At 63.5% G+C, this 23,903-nt stretch carries 20 protein-coding genes; 18 read left to right on the forward strand and 2 right to left on the reverse strand.

Annotated elements, in window-relative coordinates:
- Positions 1 to 126 precede the first annotated feature (126 nt).
- The 3 genes from ACFY3V_RS34460 to ACFY3V_RS34470 all read left to right on the forward strand — a co-directional run bounded on the left by ACFY3V_RS34460 (position 127) and on the right by ACFY3V_RS34470 (position 2,725).
- Positions 127 to 702: a hypothetical protein gene (locus ACFY3V_RS34460; protein WP_389779332.1), complete on the forward strand. Its 576-nt coding sequence runs from the start codon at positions 127 to 129 to the stop codon at positions 700 to 702.
- Positions 703 to 1,387: 685 nt separating this feature from the next.
- Positions 1,388 to 1,732, forward strand: a complete 345-nt coding sequence (locus ACFY3V_RS34465) for a hypothetical protein (protein ID WP_362902845.1) — start codon at positions 1,388 to 1,390, stop codon at positions 1,730 to 1,732.
- 111 nt (positions 1,733 to 1,843) lie between these two features.
- Positions 1,844 to 2,725: a BTAD domain-containing putative transcriptional regulator gene (locus ACFY3V_RS34470; RefSeq protein WP_389779447.1), complete on the forward strand. Its 882-nt coding sequence runs from the start codon at positions 1,844 to 1,846 to the stop codon at positions 2,723 to 2,725.
- Positions 2,726 to 2,947: 222 nt separating this feature from the next.
- On the opposite strand, the gene ACFY3V_RS34475 is transcribed toward ACFY3V_RS34470, so the two are convergent.
- Complete coding sequence (locus ACFY3V_RS34475) at positions 2,948 to 4,771, reverse strand: condensation domain-containing protein (protein WP_389779335.1); 1,824 nt, start codon at positions 4,769 to 4,771, stop codon at positions 2,948 to 2,950.
- A gap of 185 nt (positions 4,772 to 4,956) precedes the next feature.
- Between ACFY3V_RS34475 and ACFY3V_RS34480 the strand changes: the two genes are divergently transcribed.
- From ACFY3V_RS34480 to ACFY3V_RS34550, 15 genes are all read left to right on the forward strand, one after another.
- Complete coding sequence (locus ACFY3V_RS34480) at positions 4,957 to 6,204, forward strand: MFS transporter (RefSeq protein WP_350948755.1); 1,248 nt, start codon at positions 4,957 to 4,959, stop codon at positions 6,202 to 6,204.
- Between the two features lie 236 nt (positions 6,205 to 6,440).
- Positions 6,441 to 7,130: a class I SAM-dependent methyltransferase gene (locus ACFY3V_RS34485; RefSeq protein WP_362921691.1), complete on the forward strand. Its 690-nt coding sequence runs from the start codon at positions 6,441 to 6,443 to the stop codon at positions 7,128 to 7,130.
- Positions 7,131 to 7,424: 294 nt separating this feature from the next.
- Positions 7,425 to 8,027 (forward strand): class I SAM-dependent methyltransferase, encoded by a 603-nt coding sequence (locus ACFY3V_RS34490; protein ID WP_350948753.1) that lies wholly within the window; start codon positions 7,425 to 7,427, stop codon positions 8,025 to 8,027.
- Between the two features lie 56 nt (positions 8,028 to 8,083).
- The gene (locus ACFY3V_RS34495; RefSeq protein ID WP_350948752.1) at positions 8,084 to 9,181 is read left to right on the forward strand and encodes a hypothetical protein; all 1,098 of its coding nucleotides are present in this window, start codon (positions 8,084 to 8,086) and stop codon (positions 9,179 to 9,181) included.
- Positions 9,159 to 9,377 carry a phosphopantetheine-binding protein gene (locus ACFY3V_RS34500; RefSeq protein WP_350948751.1) on the forward strand — a complete coding sequence of 73 codons (219 nt, stop codon included), beginning with the start codon at positions 9,159 to 9,161 and terminating at the stop codon, positions 9,375 to 9,377. The genes ACFY3V_RS34495 and ACFY3V_RS34500 overlap by 23 nt, the downstream gene beginning before the upstream one ends.
- Positions 9,378 to 9,393: 16 nt before the next feature.
- Positions 9,394 to 12,504 carry an AMP-binding protein gene (locus ACFY3V_RS34505; RefSeq protein WP_389779339.1) on the forward strand — a complete coding sequence of 1,037 codons (3,111 nt, stop codon included), beginning with the start codon at positions 9,394 to 9,396 and terminating at the stop codon, positions 12,502 to 12,504.
- On the forward strand, positions 12,476 to 14,026 hold the full coding sequence (hutH, locus tag ACFY3V_RS34510; RefSeq protein WP_350948749.1) for a histidine ammonia-lyase: 1,551 nt from the start codon (positions 12,476 to 12,478) through the stop codon (positions 14,024 to 14,026). The genes ACFY3V_RS34505 and hutH overlap by 29 nt, the downstream gene beginning before the upstream one ends.
- A 5-nt stretch (positions 14,027 to 14,031) precedes the next feature.
- Positions 14,032 to 14,274 (forward strand): acyl carrier protein, encoded by a 243-nt coding sequence (locus tag ACFY3V_RS34515; protein ID WP_350948748.1) that lies wholly within the window; start codon positions 14,032 to 14,034, stop codon positions 14,272 to 14,274.
- Between the two features lies 1 nt (position 14,275).
- Positions 14,276 to 15,466 carry a hypothetical protein gene (locus ACFY3V_RS34520; RefSeq protein WP_389779342.1) on the forward strand — a complete coding sequence of 397 codons (1,191 nt, stop codon included), beginning with the start codon at positions 14,276 to 14,278 and terminating at the stop codon, positions 15,464 to 15,466.
- Positions 15,453 to 16,382, forward strand: coding sequence for a TauD/TfdA family dioxygenase (locus ACFY3V_RS34525; protein WP_362921681.1), 930 nt, complete (start codon positions 15,453 to 15,455; stop codon positions 16,380 to 16,382). The genes ACFY3V_RS34520 and ACFY3V_RS34525 overlap by 14 nt, the downstream gene beginning before the upstream one ends.
- Positions 16,379 to 17,839, forward strand: coding sequence for an AMP-binding protein (locus ACFY3V_RS34530; RefSeq protein ID WP_389779344.1), 1,461 nt, complete (start codon positions 16,379 to 16,381; stop codon positions 17,837 to 17,839). Before ACFY3V_RS34525 ends, ACFY3V_RS34530 begins: the two co-directional genes overlap by 4 nt.
- 8 nt (positions 17,840 to 17,847) lie before the next feature.
- Positions 17,848 to 18,759: a TauD/TfdA family dioxygenase gene (locus ACFY3V_RS34535; protein WP_350948744.1), complete on the forward strand. Its 912-nt coding sequence runs from the start codon at positions 17,848 to 17,850 to the stop codon at positions 18,757 to 18,759.
- 132 nt (positions 18,760 to 18,891) lie between these two features.
- Entirely contained in the window at positions 18,892 to 20,658 is a 1,767-nt protein-coding gene (locus tag ACFY3V_RS34540; protein ID WP_350948742.1) for a carbamoyltransferase C-terminal domain-containing protein, read from the forward strand.
- Positions 20,659 to 20,721: 63 nt separating this feature from the next.
- A complete protein-coding gene (locus ACFY3V_RS34545) occupies positions 20,722 to 20,964 on the forward strand; it encodes a phosphopantetheine-binding protein (protein ID WP_350948741.1) in 243 nt (80 codons plus the stop codon).
- A complete protein-coding gene (locus tag ACFY3V_RS34550) occupies positions 20,961 to 22,433 on the forward strand; it encodes a condensation domain-containing protein (RefSeq protein WP_350948740.1) in 1,473 nt (490 codons plus the stop codon). Before ACFY3V_RS34545 ends, ACFY3V_RS34550 begins: the two co-directional genes overlap by 4 nt.
- An 82-nt stretch (positions 22,434 to 22,515) precedes the next feature.
- On the opposite strand, the gene ACFY3V_RS34555 is transcribed toward ACFY3V_RS34550, so the two are convergent.
- Positions 22,516 to 23,259, reverse strand: a complete 744-nt coding sequence (locus ACFY3V_RS34555; protein WP_350948739.1) for an LmbU family transcriptional regulator — start codon at positions 23,257 to 23,259, stop codon at positions 22,516 to 22,518.
- Positions 23,260 to 23,903 lie beyond the last annotated feature (644 nt).

Here is a 23,903-nt window from a genome sequence, read left to right on the forward strand (position 1 = left end):
TGTCGCCCGAGAGCTCTTCAAAGTCCTCACCAGCCCAAACACCACGAGCAACGATCTTCGCGTCGCCGCTTGACAAACATAGGAGCATCGGAGCGCTTCACCGTCGCGGGGGGCTGGGTCTTCTCCATGCGCTCCGGTCAGTGGCCGGTGGCGATCCTCTCTCGGCTGACAGGTCTGGGGGTTCGGCGCGTCATCCCGCGGCAACGTCTGGCCTCCGAGGAACTGGCGGCCGAGTTGACCCGAGCATGTTGGGTGCGCGTCCTCGCCGGACGCGGAAACGAACTAACACGCGACGGGTTCGCGACCGTCTGGGAATCCGCAGGTAGACGGCTGGAATCCGTGCAAGTGCTCCTGCCCGACGCCGATCTCGTTTCCGACTCGTGGCTTTCCAGACGGGAGGAGGAGATGCGCCGGGTGGATCTGGGCTTCTCCTCCGGCCTGCTCGCCGAACAAGTACGAGTCAATGCCGCTTACGTGCGCGAGGTCGCCCGGCATCGAGAAAACGTCTCGCTACGGTTCTACGATTTGCCCAACGTGCACCGCGTGATCATCACTGACAACGTCGCCTACCTGACCATCTATCAACAGGCAGAACACGGTCGTAACTCGCCATGTATCGTCGCGCGGCGTCCTGGACTGATGTACGACTATGCCCTGCTCCTTTTTGGTGCAGCCTGGGAGCATGGCCGTCCGGCGGAGTAACCCGGCAACGTGCTCGTCCTCCGGCCGGATCGGCACCGGCGATCACCTCCGTAAGGGTAGATAACGTCAGAGTGGTCGACAGGGGAGCGGCAATGCCGCTCCTGGTGCAGGATGGGAAATCATGCCTACGCATTGCTACCGGATGCTGGGCTCGGTTCACGATACGGAGGATGTCCGCGGTGGGAGCGCCGCCCCTGCGGGGACGGCAGCCAGGGCAGGCGCGTCCCGCCCTCGCTGCCCGCCAGGGTGTGGATCAATAGGTCACTCACGACTCTTCAGGCCAATACCTCACCACAAACCACAAAAGTAAACTGATGTCTCATTGGGTTTGACAGGCACCGCGGACCACGCAAGGGAAAAAGCGCCCTTCCTGAACGGCAAACCATGAGCCATGATGTCAATGGCGCGCTCGAACAGTCGGGCCAGTAAAGGGGACCAGTAAAGGGGATTCGTCACATGAACCCGCTTGATAACGCCCAACCCGCCTTCGAGTCCGAGCTATTTGATCTCGATAGAGTTTCACTGACGGTACTGCGAGGAATGCCCCTTGCCGCACTCGGACCGGCCCTGCCACATGTCGCTGAGGAAGCCGAGGACCCAACCAGAAGCAAGACCTCCTGCTCGAACGCAACCGGAGTTGGCTGACCCTCGGCTCGCCGCAGTCGATCACGCAGGAAGGCTTGCGATGCAGGCAGAAGATCCTTTTGATGACCTGGACTTCCGAACGCACAAGGTTCCTCGGCGCGACTTCGATCAACTGACGCACGGGCAGGCGACGCCTCGCGCGGTCCGCGGGATCCGGCAGGCCGAACACAGCCGGCGCCTGCTCCTGCTGCGTGCGGTTGACGAGAAAGTCAAGAAGCGGCCGGACCTCATGGGTCCCCTGCCGCATCCGGACCGCGCCTGGGAGCTACCCGACCGGGTGGAGCAGGTTTCCCGCCGCACCCTCGATCTGGTGCTCGCCCATCCGTACACCGGAGCGTGGGCCGGCTACACGACCCGGCTGCTGCAGGCCCCACCGCCCCTTTGACGGACCGCGACGATGGGGAGGACCGTCGGATCTGCCGGGCGACCACGGGACTGTCTGCCAAAACGCGGAATTTTCCACCTCGTGTCCATCAAGTCGAAAAGGCTTCATACTATGCATTTCAGGATCCTTGGTTCGCTCGATGTTTCACTTGATCGAATTGCTCTACAATTTCCGCACGGCCGCCAGCGAACCATATTAGCGATGCTGCTCATGCAGGTAGGAAATCTCGTATCGCTCAACCGGATCACTGAGGGGATATGGGGAGAGGATCCACCCGTCACCGCCAAGGGCCAGATCCAGACCTGCATATCTGCCTTGCGGCGTCAGCTGCGGAAATTCGGTGACGATCATGTGATCGTCACCAGCCTGGTAGGCTATACCATCCATATTCCCACCGAGTCGCTCGACTCTGCTGTATTCCGCCGGATGATCAACTCCGGCCGGGAGCTGGCTGCTGCCGGGAAGATTAGGGATGCAGCAGCCGAGCTTCGTGCCGCGCTCGCGCTTTGGCGCGGCACGGCGGTCGCCTCAGACGTCGAGAGCGGGGTGGTCAGAACGATGGCGATTCGGCTTGAAGAGGAGCGAATCAGGGCCACCGAAGAGTGTATCGAGCTTGAGCTCAAACTCGATCGGCATCACGAACTCGTAGCCGAGCTGAGTGAGCTCGTCAGATCTTACCCACTGCGCGAGCCGCTGAGAGCGTTGCACATGCTCGCTCTGTACAGGTCAGCCCGGCAAGCAGACGCTCTTGAATCATTCCAGGAAATCCGGGCCATCCTCGGAGAGGAACTTGGCCTGGAGCCATCCGACCAGCTTGATAGGATACACAAGTCCATCCTGAAACGGGAAAATTCGCTTACAATCGCGCCCTGGAATGGTCTCGGATCGGAATCTACAGGCAAGGTTGGCGCCATTATCCCCCGACAGCTTCCCAAGGCCGTTACGTTCTCGGCTGGTGAGACTGCTGCGTCCCTGGGGCGGGTGACCCAGTAAGGGCGCCCCAGTGCGGAGATGACAAACGCGACCCCTGATGATCGTCGGCTGTCTAAGCCAGTCGATCAAGAACAGGGGCCGCGTTCGCGTGCCATCATCCCCGATCGATGTGCTCTCCCGCCACCTGGAGCACGTCGCCCTCACCGACCCAGCCGCTGACCTGCATACGCCGGCCGAGGTCCTCGATTCCATGCCCGACCCACGCAGCCACCGGGGACGCCGCTACAGGCTCGGCCCGCTGCCGGCGTCAGCCCTGCTCGCTGTGCTCAGCGGGGAGATGCCCGCGCCCCTTCCCGTCCCTGCACTTGTCCCTGCCGGCCAACCGATGGGGTCGTCAACGTCAACCGAAACCGCCTCGCATATAACGTAATAGCGCGGCGTCATCGCTGACGGGTGTGCGGACAGCATGGCCATGCACCGTGCGTGAGCTTGTTCCGGCGTACGGACGGAATCGGAAGCCTCGACATACGCCACAAGCGGTTCGCCGGCTACCTGTGAAAAAATCCGCGCCTTGGCCGGTGCGAACGCGTCATCGAGAAGTCTCTGGATTTCAGTCAGCTCAACCCACTGGGCATCGGCCTTCACCCAGTTCGAGTCCCGGCGGACTGGCTCCATCTGAAGGACATCGATTATATCCTCGTGATCGAGGTTGCCGCCGACTGCCGCTACCAGGAGGCGCTCAACGGCCTGCAGCAACGATGTCAGGTGTTCCGCCGGCACTCGGCCAACGTCGGAACTCCAGCCACACAGTTCTACCTCGCCTTCCAGCCTGGAAACATCGAATCGGACGGGTGTTCCCAGACGGTACGGCATAGGGTAATGGCGCAGTTGAGTCCGGCTCAGCATGGCGGTCATGTGCTCGGGCGATGGTGCGCGTTCATTCATTGGTATACCGCTTTCGATGACACTACAGTTGTAGATGGCCTCGAAATAGAAATAGACGCCGCGGTCATGCGATATCCGGTTATGGATTTTTTCGAGCTCATAGACATCGTAAACGCTGTGCATGCAACCTTCCAGCATGCCACGCCATGCCTGCCTTACCAATTCATCGAAGCTCGCAGAGCCGACATCGATAGCAGCGATGCCTGTTTGAGCAAGCGTACCGACGTAGTCGTAAAGGTGGCGCTCAAAGCGGTTTGAGGGCATCACGGGAAAGACTATCTCGCGATAGCCGGTACGCACTGAGAGCACGGCGCACAACGCGGCGAGCAGGCAGCTGGACCGGCTGGTTCGCGTGCGTGCGCTCACGCGCTGCACGGCTAGTGCAGCGGCTGGTGATGACATGTAGACGCCCACCGTGTCGTCAGCGTCCGCCTCCGTGAGCTCGGACCCCGCGGAAGGCGTCAGGTAGAGAGGCGAGGGCATTACGGCAAGATTGCTGCTCCAGTATTCCAGCGCTCTACGACGTTTCTGGCATTCACGCTCCGAGCGCTCGAGTTCCGCCTGATCCAAAGGCTGATGACGGGGTGGTCCTATGACTCGAGCAGCAGAATCGCTTATCAGTTCAGCCAGCTCATGCTCAAGGATTCGCGCGGCTGCCCTATCCACAGCCATGTGAGATAACTCAAGGAAGCCTGCGTATACCACTTCAGCGCTCATGGCCAGGGCGACTCGCAACTGTTGGCCGGCCAGCCGCTGCCCATCAGGCTGCCTTGGGGCTGTGATCTCCAGGTGCCTGGCGAGCTCGGCTTCAACGTCAACCCGGTTGGCTCGGCCGCCTTCCAGCGAATAGATGTCAACCATCAATGTGCCAACGGAGGAAACACGCTGACATGGCTGCGGCCCGGTGGCGAAGGACGTCCGTAGCACTTCATGGCGGGCGATCAGGATGGCAAGGCTTTCAGTGACATCCTCCACACTCGCCGTTCCACTCAGGCTGATAGCACACGTTACGACAGGATACGGACGACCCTCTACCGAACTGGAATCATCAATCCACTTCAGAATGTTGAGCTGACCTATAGTCAGTGGTCCTTGCCGGGTGGTCTCGGCCGAGAAATGTACGGGTACTGAAGATCGCGGTGTAAGTTTGATGACTGACATACCACTTCTCCACACACGCTCACGGCGTGCAAGAATTGATGGTTCGACCATCGCCTTTGGCTGTTTCTAGCGCAGGCATCTGTAATCGTCAATAAGCTAGAGACACACCTTGACATCATGAACTGACGTACGATTATGTCTTCGCGTATGGCTGATGTGGTCATGCTTCCGAAAGGAGCGGCCAGGTGAGCGTCAACAAGGGGGTCAAACCGATCGGGTTCTTGATGAGGAATCCGAACCTCGGGACGTTGCTGGTCGTCAACCTGGTCTCGTCGCTGGTGGGATCGGGCGTGGGCATCGCCTTGAGCGTCCATATCTACCAGCTCACCCAATCGCCGATCTGGACAGCCGTGCTCGCGGCGGTCCCGACCGTGGCCGGGTTGGCCTTCGGGCACCTGGCCGGGAGTGTCGCGGACCGCTGGGGCAACCCCCTGCGGATCATACGGATCGCGCTCTTCCTGCGGGTGCTGGTACTGGTGGCCGTCTTCGCACTCGCCGACTCGCCGCTTGGCCTCGTCTCCGCGGTGTTCGCCCAGGCGGTCCTGCAGCAGCTCTACATTCCCGCCGAGCAGGTGCTCATTGCCGACTACGTCACCGCCGAGGACCTGGCCGAGGCCAACGGCCTGAATTCGTTCGCCTCCAATGCCACCAGGCTGGTTGGGCCGGCGCTCGGTGGGTTCGTCATGGGATGGGCCGGATTCCGCTGGACGGCCATCGGGGTGACGACGCTGATGCTGCTGTCCGCACTGCTCAGCCTGCTCCTGCGGGGCTCCGGGCGGAAGACGCCGACCGCCGGCGGCACGGTGGAGGAAGGCGAAGAAGGCTGCGGCGACGGGTATCTGGCGATGCTTCGACGCAGCCGTCGCGTCCGGGGCCTGGTACTCCTGCAAGTCCTTGACGCGATCAAGGAGGGGCCGCTGTCTTCCCTGTTTCCAGTGCTGATGCTGGGCGTGATCGGCGCCACGTCCGGGCAGATGGGCCTGGTCAACAGCGCGTTCGCGGTCTCGGCCGTGATCGCGGGCCCGGTGATCGGCACGGTGGTCCGCCGACTGGGGTACCGGCTTCCTGTCCTGCTCGGCGCCGCGATCTCCAATGGCGCGATCCTGGTGCTGGCGATCTGGCCGTCGCTGCCGCTGGCGCTGATCGCCTTCGTCGTGTCCGGGCTGCCCTTCACCATCTCCTGGGTGGGCGGGCAGACCTGGCTGCTGCTCAGCACGCCGCGCTCGCTGCGCGGCCGGATCGTGGGTACGACCGGCGCCATCTACGCCGGGGTGTCGCTCGTCACCATGCTCGCAAGCGGCGTGCTGGCGGAATGGTTCGGCCCGCGCTGGGTCATCGGCCTGGGATCCTTCATCGCGCTGGCAGGCCTGATCGCCGTCACCGCACTGCTCGACGAACGCCGGCAGCCGACCAGCACCAGCCAGGCGGCATAGGCCACACCCGCGAAGTGACCAAGACGCCCCCGCCTCTGCCCGAGAGTCAGCCAGGGAGCTGTCAACCGGAAACTGCGAATTTGTTGTCCTGCCGGGCAGGACAACAAACATGCCGCGACGTTCCGCTACCTCGGAAGCCGACCTGCTGTCACGAGGGAAGGCTCTTCTGAGGCTGCCTCGGCGCTGGCATCACCAAAGCGTTGACAGCGGTAGATTCCGGAGGCCAACATTTCGACATGGACATGTCGATGCCTCCAACGGGACTCAAGTCTGCCCTGTTCTCCGACTCGGGAATCAGCGATCAATCACGTATTCAATCGCTCATGGAGGACATGTTCCGGCATGTGCAAGGGCGCGCAAATGTATTGGACGACCGGGTTAGCTGCCTGTCCCAGGTCCTGTATCTCATGTATCTGGCGCGTGCCCGGAAGGCCATTTCCATAGCCGAGATAGGTTTTAGCATCGGCTTCTCGAGCATCGCCTTCCTCGAAAGCTCTCCCCAGGCGAAGGTCACATCCTTTGAAATCAACACCGAGACCTACGCCGGCTCGGCAAAGGAGTTCATCGACTCTCGTTACCCGGGTCGCCATCGCCTGATCTACGGAGATTCCACGCAAACGGTTCCGGCCTTCCAGATAGCCGACCCGATGGATGGTTTCGATCTCGTCTTCTTCGACGGAGGCGACGAGTACTCGTGCGTGAAGGCGGACATCGCGAACGCTCGACGGCTGGCCAAGCCAGGCGCCACGCTCGTGGTCGATGGCATGACTCCCTGGTTCAAGTGGGGAATCGGCCCGACGACCGCATGGGAAGAGGCGGTCCGAGATGAAATCGTCACCCCACTCGAGTACGTGTCCGACGCGCTTGCCGTCAGCCGGCTTCAGGGACCGACCGAGCGCGCGTGGGCAGTTGGACAATACCGGTAAGCGAAGGACCGCCAAGATCGGCGACGGTAGTAATATGTCCGCTTCCGGATGATCGATTTCCGAGTGACGCTGCGCAAATAAATCACTCCATCCCTACCGGGGGTACCTCGGTAGGGATTCTTGCTATGACGGCTCTTCTGAAGTTTCCTCAGCGCCGGCAGCACCGAGGTGTTGACAGCGGAAGCTTTAAAAAGCCAACATTGCCGTATGGACATGTCGATGCCTCCAACGGGACTCAAGTCTGCCCTATTCCCTGACTCGGGAATCAGCGATCGATCACGTATTAACTCGCTCATGGAGGACATATTCCGGCATGCACAAGGGCACGGAAGCGCATTGGGCGAAGGAATTAGCTGCCTGTCCCAGGTCCTGTATCTCATGTATCTGGCGCGTGCCCGGAAGGCCATTTCCATAGCCGAGATAGGTTTCAATATCGGCTTCTCGAGCATCGCCTTCCTCGAAAGCTCTCCCCAGGCGAAGGTCACATCCTTTGAAATCAACACCGAGACCCACGTCAAGTCGGCAAAGGAGTTCATCGACTCTCGTTACCCGGGTCGCCATCGCCTGATCTACGGAGATTCCACGCAAACGGTTCCGGCCTTCCAGGTAGCCGACCCGATGGATGGTTTCGATCTCGTCTTCATCGACGGAGGCCACGAGTACTCGTGTGCGAAGGCGGACATCGCGAACGCTCGACGGCTGGCCAAGCCAGGCGCCACGCTCGTGGTCGATGACATGATTCCCTGGTTCAAGTGGGGAATCGGCCCGACGACCGCATGGGAAGAGGCGGTCCGAGATGAAATCGTCACCCCGCTCGAGTACGTGTCCGACGCGCTTGCCGTCAGCCGAATTCAAGGGCCGGCCGAGCGCGCATGGGTAGTCGGACAGTATCGGTGAACAGGGTAGAGGCGGAACACGTCGAGGATTTGCGGCGTCACCGCACAATTTTGCCGGTGACGACGAATCCCAGCGTCCGGGCGTACCAGCCGTATGCGTACCCGGTCTCCATCATCGAGGCGCATGCCCCCAAGAACCGTGACTGGATTCTCTCGAACTTCATACACCTGGCCTATGACGAACACCCGATAGAGTCCCCGTCGCTGTGCTTCTATTCCTATGATTTCGCGGCCAATCCGTATCTGCACACTATCAGGGCAGACCGTGAGTGGATGCGAAGGTGGATCGGCCACAGCTTCGCCGAGTTCGTGCATGCACAGCTTCTCGATGGCTGGTATATCTACGCGTTTGTCGATGAGTTCTTCATCCCGAGACGACCGACGTACGGGGAGAGTTCTTTTCATCACGACGTTCTTGTCCATGGATCAGACAGTGATGCAGGGATCGCGCATCTACTGGGTTACGACGAGTTGATTCGATTTGAAACCACCCGTGTTTCATGGGCGGAGCTTGACGCCGCTTACGAATCCTGCGCGAACGCGGACCAGCCGTGGACGCGATCATTCATTCTCTTCAAATTCAACGCAATGGCATCCTACCGATTCGACCCGCGGTTTGTGGTTGCCGAGCTCGAGCTTTTTCTCGCTTCTGGGAATCCGGGGCGGGCTACCCAGGGCCTGGTCATGCCGGATGGTCGCCTGTACGGCGTGGCGGCGCTTGAAGCGTACCGGGACGAGCTCCTGGACACGCCGCCCGAAGAAGATGCGGGGCTCGATCTCCATGCCCCGCGGGCGCTGTTCGAGCACAGCAAATTGATGTCCGAGCGGTTGCAGTTGCTGCTCGGGGATGATCTGTGGCAACGTCATATCAGCGAGCGATACAGTGCGGTACTTCGATTTTATTCTGCTCTGCCCGTGGCGGTATTCGGTGCAAAGCAGAACAACGACCGTTCGGCACTGCATCGACTGATGGCCGGCTTTCCCGAGATCATCAGGCAACAGACAAGTACGGTGACGGATGCACTGGACTGTCGACACGCCGGCTTCAGGCACGCGGAGCGCAGGGAAGAACCGATGAGCCGTGATCGCGGCGACATGACTAATTCGCGTTACTCGACAAAGGACGCTGACGATGCGGGCGCGCAAGGTTCTTGAACAAGAGTTCCGCGAAGTGACTGGTCGCGAGCTGACGGACATGACGGTAGACGTATTCGGGCTCGGTCTCGACTCGCTGGGAATTCTTTCCCTGCTGGGAGGGCTGCGGGAGGCGGGATACAACGTTTCACTGAACGACCTGATGTCTGCGGCCAGCATGAATGAATTCGTGGCGACGATGGCGAACGCCGAGTGACCGGGGGGAAGCCATCATGATCAGCTCTGGTCCGGACAGACGGGCAGCGCTAGCCGCGGTCTTGGATGAGCGGATCCGTCGTGGAGCTCCCGAGACAGCCTTGGTGGACAGCACGGGCGATGTCTTGTCTTACGCCGACCTCGGTGCCCTTGCCTGCGCATGCGATGAGTTCTTCGGTCAACGGCACGCGGAACGGGTCGCCATCGTCGGTACGGCGTCGATCGAGGTCAGCGCGTCGATCACGGCATGTCTCTGGGCGGGGCGGACCTTCATGGTCGTCGACGACCAGGAAAGCAACGCCGTGCGGCGGCGGCTCATCGATCAGTTCGCCGCCGACGTGGTCCTCCTGACCGGCCCATCCGCCGAAACCACGCCTGCGAACCTGATGGATGAACCGGTCACCGTTACCGGGCGGGACCTGAGCAAAGCCGCCCGGCAATGGGATGACCAGGCTGTGCTCGAGCACAGCGAACGCATGGCGGTGCGGACACCGCAGGCAGCGGCATACTGTGTTCGGACTTCTGGCACGACAGCGGACCCGAAGCTGATCGAGATGAGTCGTGCGGCGATCGAGTCCTACTGCGCGGAGTTCAACGGCAGATATGGCCTCGCGCCGGGCCACCGCCTGGCGCTGTGGGCGGCCCCCACCTACGACGCCCTCTACTGCCAACTGATCTCGGCCCTGGCCAGTGGCGCGGCGGGCGTTGTCGCGCCGATGTCCATACGCAATGACGGGGACGCGGTGCTTCAGTGGCTGAGGGAGGCGCGCATCACCCATTTTGAGACCACCCCGTCGATTCTGAGGCGGGTGGCGTCCGCTGCGGTGCGGCCCGGGGCGTCGTGGCCGCCGCACCTGACGGAGGTGATGTGCAGCGGCGAGTGGTTCGACCCGCAAGTGGCAAGGCAGGTCTTCGACGCCGCGGAGCGCTGCGGGGCCAAGGTCGGACTGCACAATGAATACGGCCCTTCGGAGTGCATTCTGCTGACCTGGCACCAGATCACCCCGGAGGACGCCGACTCGGGCGACATTCCGGTTGGTAAAGCGATCGCAGGACGGACACTGTCCATCGAGCCGTTGGACGGCCGATCCGGATCCTCAGCGCAACACCCCGGCGAGATCGTGGTGGAGTCCGAGCACCTATGTCGCGGATACGGATCGGAGCAGGCCGGCTCGCTTGTGGCTTTCCCGGCACCCAATGGCGTCCCGGTCTTCCGGACAGGGGATCTCGGCTATCTGGACCACCGTGGTCGTCTGCGGTTGTCGGGACGGCGCGATCGAACCGTGAAACGACGCGGTGTACGGATCAATCTCGACCAGGTGGAGGCGGTGCTCCACGCGCTTCCGGCCGTGGGGCAGGCGGCCGCTCGAGCCGACGAGGCAGACGGGCAGGTGATGATCCACGTCTGGATCGTGCCGTCCGACAGCCGCCTCGATCGTGCCGCGGTCCTGACGCAGATCACCGAGACGGTGGAGGTCCGCCTTCTGCCCGACCGGGTGGTGATCTGTACATACCTGCCGCGCCTGCATTCCGGGAAGGTCGACTACCGGTCGCTCAAGGTAGCCGACTCGGGCGACGAACAGGTGGAGGTGACGGCGGATGAGACGACGCTGAAGGCGGTCGCCGCAGCGTTCGAGCGGGTACTGCCCGATGTGGCCATAACCGGCTCGACTGACTTTTTCGCCAGCGGCGGACACTCCCTCCTGGCGCTCGAGCTGAGCGCTCACCTGGAGCGCGACCTGGGAGTCAGGCTGACGATTCGTGACTACCTGGCCCACCCCACGGTCGCCGGGCTCGCCGGCGTGGTGGACCGCAACCGTCGTCAGACTCCGCGATCCGTATCGACCGCTGCCCCAGTAACCCTCGGTGAGGAGCTGACCTCCACTGAACGGCCGATCTGGGTGTGGAGTCAGATGTTTCCCGGCGACGGTGCACTGAACGTCGTCGGGGGATTCACCACGCATGCGGCCATCACCGAGCAGCGCCTCCGGCAAGCGCTGTCGGACTTGCTCAAGGACGTAGACCAGCTGAGAGTCCGGTACGTCCTGGGCCGCGATCGCCCGCGACGGGTTTTGCACGCAGCAGGCGTTGCGCGGGTCGACGTACTCCAGATCTCCGCATCCGCCGACACCTTCCCCCAACCGGAGGTGGACAGCAGTGCGTACCAGCCGTTTGACGTCGGGGCGGATCAGCTGGTCCGGGCCATATTGGTCCGCTCGAGCACGGAGCCCGCACCGGTGGGCGTCTATCTGATCGCCCACCACCTGGTATGCGACGGAGTGAGCATGGGACTGCTCGTAGCGGAGCTGCAGCACCGCCTTGGCACACCGGAACGCCGGACATCGCTGTCTTCGCTGTGCGTGCTGCCCCCGGCAAGACCGGATGCCCGTCTCGTCCAGTCTGCGGCAGGGCACTGGTCCACGGTCAGGCGTGGGCTGAAGGCTCAGCCTTACGACGAGCGGCTGCGCCCGAACGATGCCGCCGCGGGAGCGTCGGTGGTCGATTGGCGGCTGCCGACGCAGCCGATCAGGGAACTCGCGGACCGCCTGTCAGTGAGCCGGGCGGCTGTCCTCATCACGTTGATCGCCAGGGCGGTCGGCCGGGTGCTGGACCGGGACCAGGTTGTTGTCGAGACACCGGTCTCAACGCGGACTCCGGATGAGGTCCGCTCGATCGGCAATTACGTGGTCGACGTGCCCCTGCTGGTCGATGCCGCCGGTCAGGACACCACCCGCGTCATCGAAGCGGTTAACCGCGACCTGTTGGCGGCTGTCGACTTCGCCGCGCTGGTCCCGGGATTCGGCAGCGTACGGCCGGGACAAGGGTGGGCACCCGTCGGCGACGTCGTCGTCGTCCTGGAGGATCACGTGCCTGCGCCGGCTGTCGAGATCGACGGCGTGGCGAGTTCGGCTACGCAGCTCATCGGCTCGCCCCCGCGCCATGCCCTCGCGTGCTACTTCCGGGCCGACGTACTGGCCGAGGACATCACCTGCGTCGTCACGGGCCGCTCCGACGGTGAAATGGCACGTGCACTGTGTGCTGAGGCCGACGCCACTCTCACCACCATGACAAAACAGTTCTCAATGAGGAGGTTCGGCGATGGCCAACGTCGTGATTCGACCCGATGAACGCTGGGAACTCGAGCAGCTGATGGCCGGGATCGATCCCGGCAACACAGTGGTCCTGGCGGATGAGGTCACCGAGGCGATCAGACGTTCGTCCAAGTGGGTCGATTCGCTCGCCGCGAGACCCGAGTTGCTGTACGGCGTCAACTCCGGCTTCGGCGCGCTGGCCAACGTCCGCGTCCGGCCCGGTGAAGAGGCGGAACTCCAGCGTCGCCACATCCTTTCCCACGCATGCGGCATCGGGCTCGGTGCTCCCGTTGAAGTCGTCCGGATGATGCTTCTGATCAAGCTGCTGACCTTCCGCGGCGGCTACACCGGCGTGTCGCTGGAGGTCGCGGAAAGCCTGCTGAGGATGCTCAACAACGGCATCCACCCCGTGGTACCCGAGCGCGGCACCGTCGGTGCGAGCGGAGACCTCGCACCTCTGTCCCACCTGGCGCTTCCCCTCCTGGGCCTCGGCCAGATCATCCTGGACGGCCAGGTGTGCGACACCAGGGACGTCGAGGAGCAGCTGGGCCTCGGCCGGGTAGAGCTCGGTCCCAAGGACGGTCTCGCGCTGACCAACGGGACCCAGTACATCTCGGCCGTCGCGGTGATCGAACTGCGGCGCCTCCTTGAGCTCGCGCGCTCGGCCGACCTGATCGCGGCGATCAGCACCCAGGCATTCAGTTGCGCCGACAGGTTCTTCCACGAGCGATACCACCGCGATTCGGGGAACCGGTGGCGGGCGGTGGTCGCCAAGAACCTCTCCCACTACACCCGCGGCGGAAACCACGCAGCCCTGGACTCCGCTGCACCGTCGATGCAAGACCCCTACTCGTTCCGATGCACTCCTCAGGTCCACGGGGCCGTGCGCGAGCACATCGCATACGCCCAGAACTCGATCCTCAACGAGATCAACACGACCGCCGACAACCCGCTGTTCTTCGTGGATGACGACCTGGTGCTCATGGGCGGCAACCTGCACGGCGAGTCGGTCGCCATGGCCGCGGACATGCTCGGCATCGTCGCCACCGAGCTTGCCGCCATCTCCGAGCGCCGGACCTACCAGCTACTGTCCGGACGCCGCGGTCTCCCGGACTTCCTCACCGAGGATCCCGGCGTCAACTCCGGGCTCATGATCAGCCAGTACTCCGCTGCGGCACTGGTAAGCGAAGCCAAGACCCTGGCGCACCCCGGCAGCGTCGACTCGATTCCAACCTGCCAACTGCAGGAAGATCACGTGAGCATGGGTGGCACCTCCGTGCTGAAGCTGCGGCAGATCGTGGACAACCTGGAGAACGTGCTGGCCATCGAGTTGATGACCGCATGCCAGGCCGCCGATCTCAAAGCCGGGCTGGTCCTTTCCCCCGCGGTCCGCGGCGCACACGAGCGTTACCGCACACGAGTGCCCCGGCTCAAGGACGACCGCGTCTTGGCCGGCGACATCGAGCAAACCCGCCAATTCCTCCGGCACGACCTGGCCGGCGACCTTGTCGCGGAACAGACCGCCGCAGCCGGTGCTCGAGAAGAGGCGGGTCGATGAGGCCAATGGATTACCCGCGGGTCCTGGAAGAGGTTGAAGCCTGCTGGCGTGATATCGCGCCGGAGTCCGCGATGAAGCCGGCCCCGCACGACGACCTCTTCGAAAGCGGCGCCGACTCCTTCACCTTCATCCGGCTGGTGCGATCGGTTGAAGCCGCGTGCGATGTCACGCTGCCGATGCTCGAGGTCTTTGAGGCTCCGCAGCTGGCTACCATAACGCGTTGCGTTATCGCAGCCAGGCGACGCTGAGATGGCGATGGTTCTGCCTGCCACCGCGGCCGAGTTCGGCCTGTGGTATCAGGAGCAGGCGGCCGAACTGCGAGGGCGTTACCTGTGCCTGGCGGCCGCGGAGCCATGCCCCGGGTCGCAGGTGAGCCTTCGCGACGCGGCCGGCGCCATGACCGCTGCCCTGGCCTGCCATCCCGAGGCGCTGGCACGGTTCGCGGTCGACGAGCAAGGCATACTTCACAAGTTTCTCGAGTCGCCTGCGGCTTCGCTGCCCGCGGAGATCCTTGTGTTCCCGGCGGAATGGCGGCGCACGGACGTCGTCTCCCACCTGGCAGGGCTGCCGACCCCCCTCGCGACCGGGCCGCTGATCCACCTGGCCGCACAGGCCGATCGCAGGGGAAACGCCACGCGGCTGTTCGTTCTGGCCCACCACATCGTCTGGGACGTACATTCCGAGGAGATCTTCTGGACCGAGGTCGACCGCCGGCTTACCGGACCCGGGGCAGGCGACGCGGGACATCACCATCCCGGCTGCGGTCCTTCCGTGCACCGCATTGCCACGCGAGACCATGCCCCGCTCGTGACCGACCTGCAGCGGCACCTGGCGATCTCGAATGGCGACCGTGTCTGGGAGCAACTTGCGGCCGCGGCGCGGAGGGCCGGAGTCACCCCGTTCGCCTGGACAGTCGGGCACCTGGCGGCTGCCGCAGCGGCTTGGTCGGAGCCGGCGACGGTCATGGCGTACATCGACGTGGACCTCCGCCCGCTGGCCGGCACGTCCCAGGACACGATGGGATTCCACCTGTCTCAACTGGAAATCGCCACCGTCGACCGCGGCACGTCCGGTCCGGCCGCGGCCGCCGCCGTCCACACGGCTGTGATGCGCCGGCTGGCCGCCGCCATGCGGCAGGAGATCCGCCCGGTCAGCGAAGCCGCCGGCTACGGCGGTCACCCCTGCAAGTTCTATTTCCGTGACATCCGGCATCGGCGTCGTCTGCGTCACCTGCGGCCCGTCGACATCCGCTTGCCGGTGGCACGTAACCAGCTGTCAGTAGGCGTGACGGTCACCGATACCAGCCTTGAAGTGACGGTGACCGCACGACGCGGCACCGCTGACAGCACCGGTATCGCTCGTTTGGCGCAGCTGGCACGCCGGCACCTGATCTCGGCAGCGGCATACGGTGAAAGGGCGGCCCCCGATGCAGCACCTTAGGCTCGACGGCCCACCGGAAGTGTGGTGGCTCGCCAACTCCACGGCGGTTGCGGAGCACCTTCGCCGTAACGGTGCGGTCGTCATCGACGGCGATGGGTTGTGCCAGGACGTAGCGACTTTCCAGCGACTCGCCGCCGCGGCTTGCGGGCCGCTCGCCAAAGACAACCCGGAGCACAACAGCATCGACGATGACCCCACGGGCACGATCAACAGTCCGACCCCCTACTCACGGACCAGGAAGCTGCTGTGGCACAACGAGAACACGTTTGCGCGCATGTGGCCCAGGCGAATCATCTTCGGCTGCCAGGAGATCGGGGACGGTGGGCAGACACCGACTGCGGACATGACGGCCGTCTACGAGCGGCTTAGCAGCTCGGCCAAGGACGTCCTCGCCACCGGCGTCACCTACGTTCGCCGACTGGGGATGGACCTCGGGCTCGACTGGCGCAAGGTCTACCGCACCACTGATCCAACCGTTGTCGAGCGCGCCTGCGAACGGGAGGGCGCCACCTGGAGGTGGGATGAGCGCGGCGGCATCCTTACCACCGAGCAGCGGCGGCCGGCTGTCATCCTCGACCCGGCCACCGGCCGACCCTCGCTGACAGCACAAATCCTGCATTGGCATCCTCGGGCACTGGACGAGGATATTCACGATTCGCTCAGTCTGCTTTACGAGCCTCACGAGTTTCCCAAAGGGTGCCGACGCGGGGACGGCAGGCCGATCCCCGACGCCGTCATCGACGAACTTGTAGAAATCTGCTCCGACCTGGAGGAAGTCGTGCCCTGGAAGGCGGACCGCACGATAGTCGTCGACAACCTGCGCCGCAGCCACGCTCGTAACCCCTATACGGGCGTGCGTCGTTTGCTGGTCGCCGTCGGCGACCTCGTCGACTGCGCAGAATTGGCAAGGCCGTGACCACGCGCGCGCACAGCCTTGTCGGCGAACTGACCGGTTCCACCGCCGCCGCGGTCATCGAGCAGGGCGCGGTCACCACCCATGCGCAGCTACTCTCGCACGCACGCGAGGTCGCCATCCATTTGCGCCGCCGCGGGGCCGGACCCGGGGCGATCGTGCCTATCCAGGCGGCCCCGAGCACGACCGCCCTCGTCCAGATCGTGGCCATCCTGATGACCGGAGCCGCCTTTGCTCCGATCGATCTCCGCGTGCCGCCACGCACTGCCGCCAGGATCGCCCGTCTGTGCGGTGCCGCCTTCATCCTCGGGGACGCCGGCGGGACGACCGACGGCGTCGTCTGGCTCAGCCCCGGGGACGTGGCCAACGATCCAGGCGCCAACCGCCTCATACCAACCGTCCCGCAGGACACCGTGTACGTGATCTTCACCTCAGGCACCAGCGGCGATCCAAAGGGAGTCGTCGTACCCGAGCCGGCCGTGCGGGCCTACCTCGACTGGTCGATGCGCGAGTACGACTGCACCCGAGGATGGGGGGCACCGCTGTTTACCTCGCTGGGCTTCGACCTGACGATCACCAGCCTCCTCGGACCGCTCCTGAACGGCAGACGGGTACAGGTTCTCGATCCCTTGCGTTGGCCGCTTCAGGTCGCCACCGACCCCGGCATCCTCCAGGGCTCCAGTTTCGTCAAGATGACGCCAAGCCAGGTCAACATGCTGTGTGAGCTGCTGGAGGCGAGTGGAGCCCGGTGCTCGATGCCACTCCTGGTTGTCGGAGGTGAGGCCCTCTACGGGCAAAGTATTGCCCGCTGGCGGCACAGCCTCCCCGACACGCTGGTGGTCAACGAGTACGGCCCTTCCGAGGCGACTGTGGGCTGCTGCCGCTACACCGTGCCGGTCGGCTTCACCGGTCACGAGATTCCGATCGGGACCGCCCCGCCAGGTGTGGAGTTGAGTATCGAGGGACAGCCGCCCCAGGCCGGAGACGAGCTTGAGGAGGGTGAGCTGGTGATCGCCGGGGTGCAGGTGGCGACTGGTTACCTCACCGCCTCGAACTCGGACGACGCCGCGGATGGCCGCGGGCAGTTGCGACCTTTCCCCGGTTCCGCCGGCAAGCGCAGCTACCACAGCGGAGATCGCGTGCGGCGCGACCACGACGGAACCTACACCTACGTCGGCCGGCTGGGACGGGAGGCGAAGGTCGCCGGCTTTCGGATCAACCTGGCCGCTCTTGAGTCTTGCCTCAATGCCTTTCCAGGGGTGGTGAGCGCCGCCGTCCAGGCGGACGAGGTGCACGGCCTCCACTCGGCCGTGGTGACTCGGGACGGCGGGACGACCCAAAGCGATCTTCTCGCGCACCTGCGCCAGACATTTCCGTCCTATGCGCTGCCGCGTTTCATTCGGATCAACACACAGATCAACGTCACAGAACGTGGAAAGTCGAGCGCGTCATGGGAGTGACAGGAAAGATGCCGGACACCCCGATCACGCCAGCCGACCTGAACGGTGACCTGACCGCCAGGCTGAATGACGAGCAGTCCCGGTATATCAACGAGCGGCTGATGTCAGCGGGCCGTGTCCTGTTCCGAGGATTTCCCCTCGAAAGCACAGCCGACTTCGCGAAGGCGGTTCAGGCACTGGGCGGCGACCCGTTGCCATATACGGAGCGCTCCACACCGCGAAAGCAACTCGAGTCCGGAATCTACACGTCGACCGAGTACACCCGGGAGGAGGAAATATTCTTCCACAATGAAAACTCTTACCAGGCGACCTGGCCGGGCAGGCTCTTCTTCTTCTGCCAGCGGCCGCCCACTTCAGGCGGGGCAACGCCACTAGCCGACGTGCGTCAGGTCACCGCCTCGCTTGACGTCGACCTCGTCGAAGAGTTCCGCAGGCGCGGCTGGCGGCACATCCGAAATTACCATCCACAGATCGGCCTGCCGTGGAGCGAGGTATTTGGAACCACAAGCCGCGAAGCCGTGGATCTCTACTGCGGAAACAACGGCATACAAACGCACTGGAACAGCGACGGGACTCTCCGTACCGTAGCCGATCGAGTGGCTCTTCATCGCCATCCAGAAAACGGCGATGAACTATGGTTCAACCACATAGCCTTCTTCCACTGGACAACCCTTCCCGAGCGTGTCATCGGAGTCCTTGAGGAGCTTTTCGGAAGGTCCGGCCTTCCCAATAACACCGTCTACGGTGACGGGGCGGAAATTCCAGCGGAGGTATGCGCACACATCCGCGAGAAATATCGTGAGGCAGCGACACGGTTCGACTACCGGCAAGGCGACCTGCTGATGATCGACAACATGCTGACGGCCCACGGACGCGAACCGTACGAAGGGGAGCGACGGATCGCGGTGGCGATGACCTGACCTGACCTGACCTGACCTGACCAGGCCAGGCCCGGCCGGGCTGGAGCCGCCGACGAAACACCTGCCCAAGGTTCATCGAGATCGAAGAAACCGATGCGAACCGGCAGTGTCGACAAGAGAGGATCAGCAATCGTGCGTTATGTCCTGGGAATTAGCGGGCTGGGCCAGAGCCAGCCATACATGCGGCGGTCGTTTCCGGGGCTGGGCGAGCGCGTATATCGGCTCGCCCAGGGGGCGGACTCGGCAGCGGCCCTCGTCACCGAGGATGGCATCGTGGCCGCCGCGGCCGAGGAGCGTTTCGTGCGACGCAAGGGCACCGGAGAATTCCCGCAGGCCGCGATCGAGTATGTGCTCGGAGCGGCCGGCATCACTCCGCGTGACGTGAGTGCGGTCGCGCACAACTTTGACTTCGGCCGGTACCAGACATACTTCGAATCCGAAGGGGCGATCGAGGAATACAAGCACGTGTACGCGCCAGAGGTCATACACCGCGATCTATTCGCAGCATTTCCAAGGGAACTCTGGAGCGATGACCTGAAGGTCATCCCGATATTGCACCACCAGGCCCACGCCGCTAGCGCGTTGCACTGTTCCGGCTTCGGCTCTGCCGATGTCCTGGTCGCCGACGGGATTGGGGAGTTCGAGAGCACGTCGCTTTACACAGGCGGATCGCAGGGACTGCGGTTGCGCGGCCAGGTGCGCGGACTGCACTCCGTGGGACTCGTCTACGGGCTGGTTACCATGCATTTGGGATTTTGGATGAACTTCGACGAGTACAAGGTCATGGGACTGGCGCCCTACGGGGACCCGCAGCGACTTCGTCCGGCGTTCGACACCCTTATCGTCCGCCAAAACGACGGCCGTTACACCACGCCTTTGACATACTTGAACGAAACAGCACAGGAACGCGCTACTTACCAGAGGTCACTGGAACATCTCGCCTCGGTTCTCGGCCCGCCCCGGGAACCGGGTGCGAACCTTGAGCAGCGTCACCTCGACATCGCCGCGGCGCTGCAGGCCGTGACCGAGGAGACCGTCGTCGGCTTCCTGGCGGCGCACCGGGATGAGCAGTCCAGCGAGAATCTATGCCTGGCCGGCGGCGTGGCCCTGAACTGCGTCGTCAACCAGGCCATCCGCAAGAGCGGGATGTACCGGCGACAGTTCGCCCAGCCGGCGGCCGGCGACGACGGAACGGCGCTGGGTGCGGCGCTGGTGGTGATGGAGGAGGAGGGCGCCGAGGTGCCCAGGAAACGGGTTCGCCCGCGCATCGGGCTGCCCTACCTCGGTCCGGCATTCACCTCCGAGCGCATCCAGGCCACGCTGGAGCGCACCGACCTGCGATGGCGGCGATGCGAACTCAACGACCTCGTCGCCGAGGTTGCTGGGCTTCTGAGTGACGGAAAGGTCGTCGCGCTCTTCCAGGGCCGGATGGAATACGGCCCGCGAGCGCTGGGGAACCGCAGCATTCTCGCCGATCCACGAACCGTCGAGATGAGGGACCGGATCAACTCAATGGTCAAGCAACGGGAGGAATTCCGGCCGCTCGCGCCGGCGGTCTTGCACGAGTACGCAGAGCAGTGCTTCGAGATCGACGATCCTGACGAGTATCTGTGGATGATCGAAACCGTCGATGTCCGTGAGGCTTGGCGTCCGAGACTTGGGGCGGTGACGCACGTCGACGGCACTGCCCGGATCCAGGTGGTGCGACGCGAGGACAACGAGCTCTACTGGCGGTTGATCGATGCCTTCCGGGCAATCACCGGCATTCCGGTCCTGCTCAACACCTCGTTCAACTCGCGCGGAGAGCCGATCGTCTGCTCACCCGAGGACGCGGTGGCGACGTTCTCTCGGATAGACATCGACGCGATGGTCATGGGAGACCATCTGGTGTCGCGATAGAAGGGCCAGCGGATCCGTGGATCCCCGTAGCCAAGGCAGGCTCTCGGACCTCAGGAGGCAGCCGTGAGAACCATCGATGAAACTCAAGAGCTGATCGGGAGCATCTGGGTCGAGCTTCTCGGCCTTGATGCACCGCCTGACCGCTCGGCGCGCTTCTTCGCCGTTGGCGGCGACTCAATCTTGTGTGTGCGCTTTGTCGCCATCGCGCGCACACGGGGTGTCGAACTCACCATTCGCGACGTACTAGAAGATGACGAGATCGAGTCCCTCGCGGCCCGAGCACGTCCAACGGGGGAGCGATCGTGACAGGTCGGGGCCGCGACACCATCTCCGAGTCTGTCCGCGCGACGCTCTACGCGGCAGCCGGAGGCAGCGAGGTGGAGGCATTCGAGGTTCCAGACGACCGATGGGTGCAGATACCCGCGCTGGGTCTGGTCTCGCCGGATGATCGCCGACGGCTGCCGGCCGGTGCCGTGGATGCCTTCCCGATGAGCGAGCAACAGGCCGTGATGGCCACTCGGATGCTCATGGCCGCTGCCCTCCGAGACCGCGGCGCCATCGGTGTCCCGGCCTATCACAACGTCGCAACCTCGCGTCTGACCGTACCTCGCGTGGAGCCCGCAGCCTTTGAGGCGGCCGGGCTTGGCTTGGTGCGGGAGCATGAAATGTTCCGCTCGCTGCTGGACTTGGACCGCTACTCGCGCCCGATGCAGATCGTACTGAGCCATGTCGACCGGCCATTGGTGAAAGTTTGCGACTTGCGAGGGCTCCACGACCGTGAACAGCAACAACGGTTGGCCGAGTTCGCTGACGCCGAGAACACGCGGACCATCGATCTGAAGGATCCGCCCCTCGTCACGATCACGGTCCACCTCCTGAGCGAGACGGCGATCACCTTGACCCTTACCGAGCCGCATGCGATTGCTGACGGGTGGAGCACCCATCTGAACCTGGTGGAATTCCTGGAGCGCTACGTCGCGGAACTTACCGGGCGGCCCCCCGAGCAGCCGGCGTCATCTGCCTCGAACGCCTCGCCCCGCTTCAGACTCCGCGAGCATAGCGCGCAGCAGCTCTTCCAGTCGCTCACGCTCGCCGACTCACAGTGGTGGAGCCGGTACCTGGACGGACTGGAAACGCGGTCGAGTGCCGAGACCACTCGCGACTGCCACACCTGGCAGGACTCGGTGGAGATCGCAGGCCAGGAGAATCGGATGCTGAGCCGACTTGCGGCGAGTTCCTCCTCCGGGTTGAAGTCCGTGCTTCTCGCGATCCACCTTGAAGCGCAGGCGCGATTGGTCGGCGGGCGGAGCATCCTGACCGGCGTCCCTGTCAATACCCGGCTCGCGGTACCGAACGGCGTGGATGCGCGGGGGATGTTCCTCAACGTCGCCCCGCTGCGAATCGACGTCGCAGCACCTGGTAAGGAGGCCATTGCCCGGGCGCATCGGGAGCTGATGAAGGTCACCATGCGCGGCCGGACTCCGCTGGCCCAGTTGGCCCGCACTGTTGGCAGGGCAGTAGTACCAGCTTCCCTGTTTGGCTTCAACAGCTTCCATAGCATCGCCGGCGCCGCGCTACGGCTCGGCCTAGACACGCTGGAGGCGGTCGAAGACTGGTCCCACACGGACTTCCCGTTCGAGGCCAGCTTCAATCGAAGCGAAGAGACAGGCGAGCAAATCCGCATTCTGCTCTACTCCGAGGGCTCCTCACATACGCGCGCCGATGCGACTGCGGCGTACCGCGACGCCGTTCAGCGGTTCGCCCAGCTTGATTGATGAGGGAGAGCAGGGCGACCTCACTTGTTATTCACCAGGCCGAGCTGCCGGCAGGCACCGTGTCGCTGTCCGCCGCCAAGCGTCAGCCAATGGCTCGCGTCACCGGGTTCGGGTCCCGCGAAGCGAATGCCAGAGCCGCGCGAGCGGCCTGCTCAAGCATCAGCTGCGCCCACGTTCCAACGGAGAGCTGAGACTTGCTGGCCGCCTCCGTGATCATGGCAAGCTGATCGTCGGTGACATCCAGGTGCAGTTTCAAGGCCATGGCGCTGTCGCCGATACCGGCACCTTCATGCCTGGCATGATCGTGACCCCTGGCGTGATCATCAGCGGTTGCCCCAGCCGCGATACCTCGGTCAGCCAGGTCCTCGCCGCGCGCGGCGAGGCTGGCGCGCACCTCGCGCCGCAGGTCGTTCCTCGACCAACCAAACAACTCTGCCTTCCGAAGCCAATAGTCCTGCTCCGGTTCGGGGAGACTGGCGACTGCGGCGTGATGCTCGAAGCTCAATCCCGCTCTTCGCCTTGCGTGCGCGAACTTCCTGGCGACCCACGCATAATTGCGAAGCGTCTTGTAATCAAGCGAGGTTTGCTCGATAGCACTGCGGTAACGTCCGGTGAAGCGAGTTTCACCGTAAATCAGCCAGTCGCCTAGGCACCATGCCGAGCTGCTCACGGCCTCGGCCAACCCCTGGCCAATTCCAAGCCAATTATCAAATGGTATCCCACTGTCAAGGCGCAGTCCTGTTGAGGGCAGAACGGCGACACCGGCTGTGATATGACCTGCGGGCAGGGGCAGGAACTGCGAAGGCACTCCTGGCTTAGCTTTCATTACCCATCCTCCCTGAATATGGTGCAGTTAGCGGGAGTCGCCAGCAGCGTGATCCTATGAACATGGCCACGGTTGGCCATGAAGAAGTACACCCCAATCGCCGAATTATAGGGCGCGTGCCGGCGCGCAGAAGTAGTCAACAAGATCGAATTCAAGCCTGTACGCTCCAGGCGGTAGTGAAAGTTCCTACAAGCTCAAGACCTGCCCACTTTCGTCTGCTCGCCCGGTCCATCGCTGCACAAATCCACCATCGACCTCTCGACTGAGGCTAACCGTAAGTCCGGCGGCCGGCCTTCCCTGGATGCCGTTAACGACCCGGACAGAGACGCTCACGACGAGATTCGACCCTCCTTGTAATCATGAATCGAAAGCCGACCCTTTCGGCCACCTGGCTTACACATCCGACCATGGAGGGCGCCGGTCCTTCTTCGCTCTCACGGCGCTCTTATCGGACTCCTCTCGCCTCCACGCGATAGCAGCACAAGACGCGTACCTACCTCTTTCGGACTTCTGTCATCTCATGTAGCCGACTGTCCGGAATATGCAGGGCACCTCAAGGTCCAAGCTCTGGACCTCGCGGACATCCTCGGGCGAGATTGCAAAACCTCGTTGGAGTTGATAGCGGCAGGGCCTATGAAAGCGGT

Source organism: Streptosporangium sp. NPDC000095 (assembly GCF_042899335.1).
In the GTDB taxonomy this organism is placed as follows: domain Bacteria; phylum Actinomycetota; class Actinomycetes; order Streptosporangiales; family Streptosporangiaceae; genus Streptosporangium.

Bases quoted from the DNA above. Each gene is read 5' to 3' on its own strand.
- ACFY3V_RS34460 (WP_389779332.1), top strand. From the start codon at position 127: ATGCGCTCCGGTCAGTGGCCGGTGGCGATCCTCTCTCGGCTGACAGGT.
- ACFY3V_RS34465 (WP_362902845.1), top strand. From the start codon at position 1,388: ATGCAGGCAGAAGATCCTTTTGATGACCTGGACTTCCGAACGCACAAG.
- ACFY3V_RS34470 (WP_389779447.1), top strand. From the start codon at position 1,844: ATGCATTTCAGGATCCTTGGTTCGCTCGATGTTTCACTTGATCGAATT.
- ACFY3V_RS34475 (WP_389779335.1), bottom strand. From the start codon at position 4,771: ATGTCAGTCATCAAACTTACACCGCGATCTTCAGTACCCGTACATTTC.
- ACFY3V_RS34485 (WP_362921691.1), top strand. From the start codon at position 6,441: ATGGACATGTCGATGCCTCCAACGGGACTCAAGTCTGCCCTGTTCTCC.
- ACFY3V_RS34490 (WP_350948753.1), top strand. From the start codon at position 7,425: ATGGAGGACATATTCCGGCATGCACAAGGGCACGGAAGCGCATTGGGC.
- ACFY3V_RS34500 (WP_350948751.1), top strand. From the start codon at position 9,159: ATGCGGGCGCGCAAGGTTCTTGAACAAGAGTTCCGCGAAGTGACTGGT.
- ACFY3V_RS34505 (WP_389779339.1), top strand. From the start codon at position 9,394: ATGATCAGCTCTGGTCCGGACAGACGGGCAGCGCTAGCCGCGGTCTTG.
- hutH (WP_350948749.1), top strand. From the start codon at position 12,476: ATGGCCAACGTCGTGATTCGACCCGATGAACGCTGGGAACTCGAGCAG.
- ACFY3V_RS34515 (WP_350948748.1), top strand. From the start codon at position 14,032: ATGGATTACCCGCGGGTCCTGGAAGAGGTTGAAGCCTGCTGGCGTGAT.
- ACFY3V_RS34520 (WP_389779342.1), top strand. From the start codon at position 14,276: ATGGCGATGGTTCTGCCTGCCACCGCGGCCGAGTTCGGCCTGTGGTAT.
- ACFY3V_RS34525 (WP_362921681.1), top strand. From the start codon at position 15,453: ATGCAGCACCTTAGGCTCGACGGCCCACCGGAAGTGTGGTGGCTCGCC.
- ACFY3V_RS34535 (WP_350948744.1), top strand. From the start codon at position 17,848: ATGCCGGACACCCCGATCACGCCAGCCGACCTGAACGGTGACCTGACC.
- ACFY3V_RS34555 (WP_350948739.1), bottom strand. From the start codon at position 23,259: ATGAAAGCTAAGCCAGGAGTGCCTTCGCAGTTCCTGCCCCTGCCCGCA.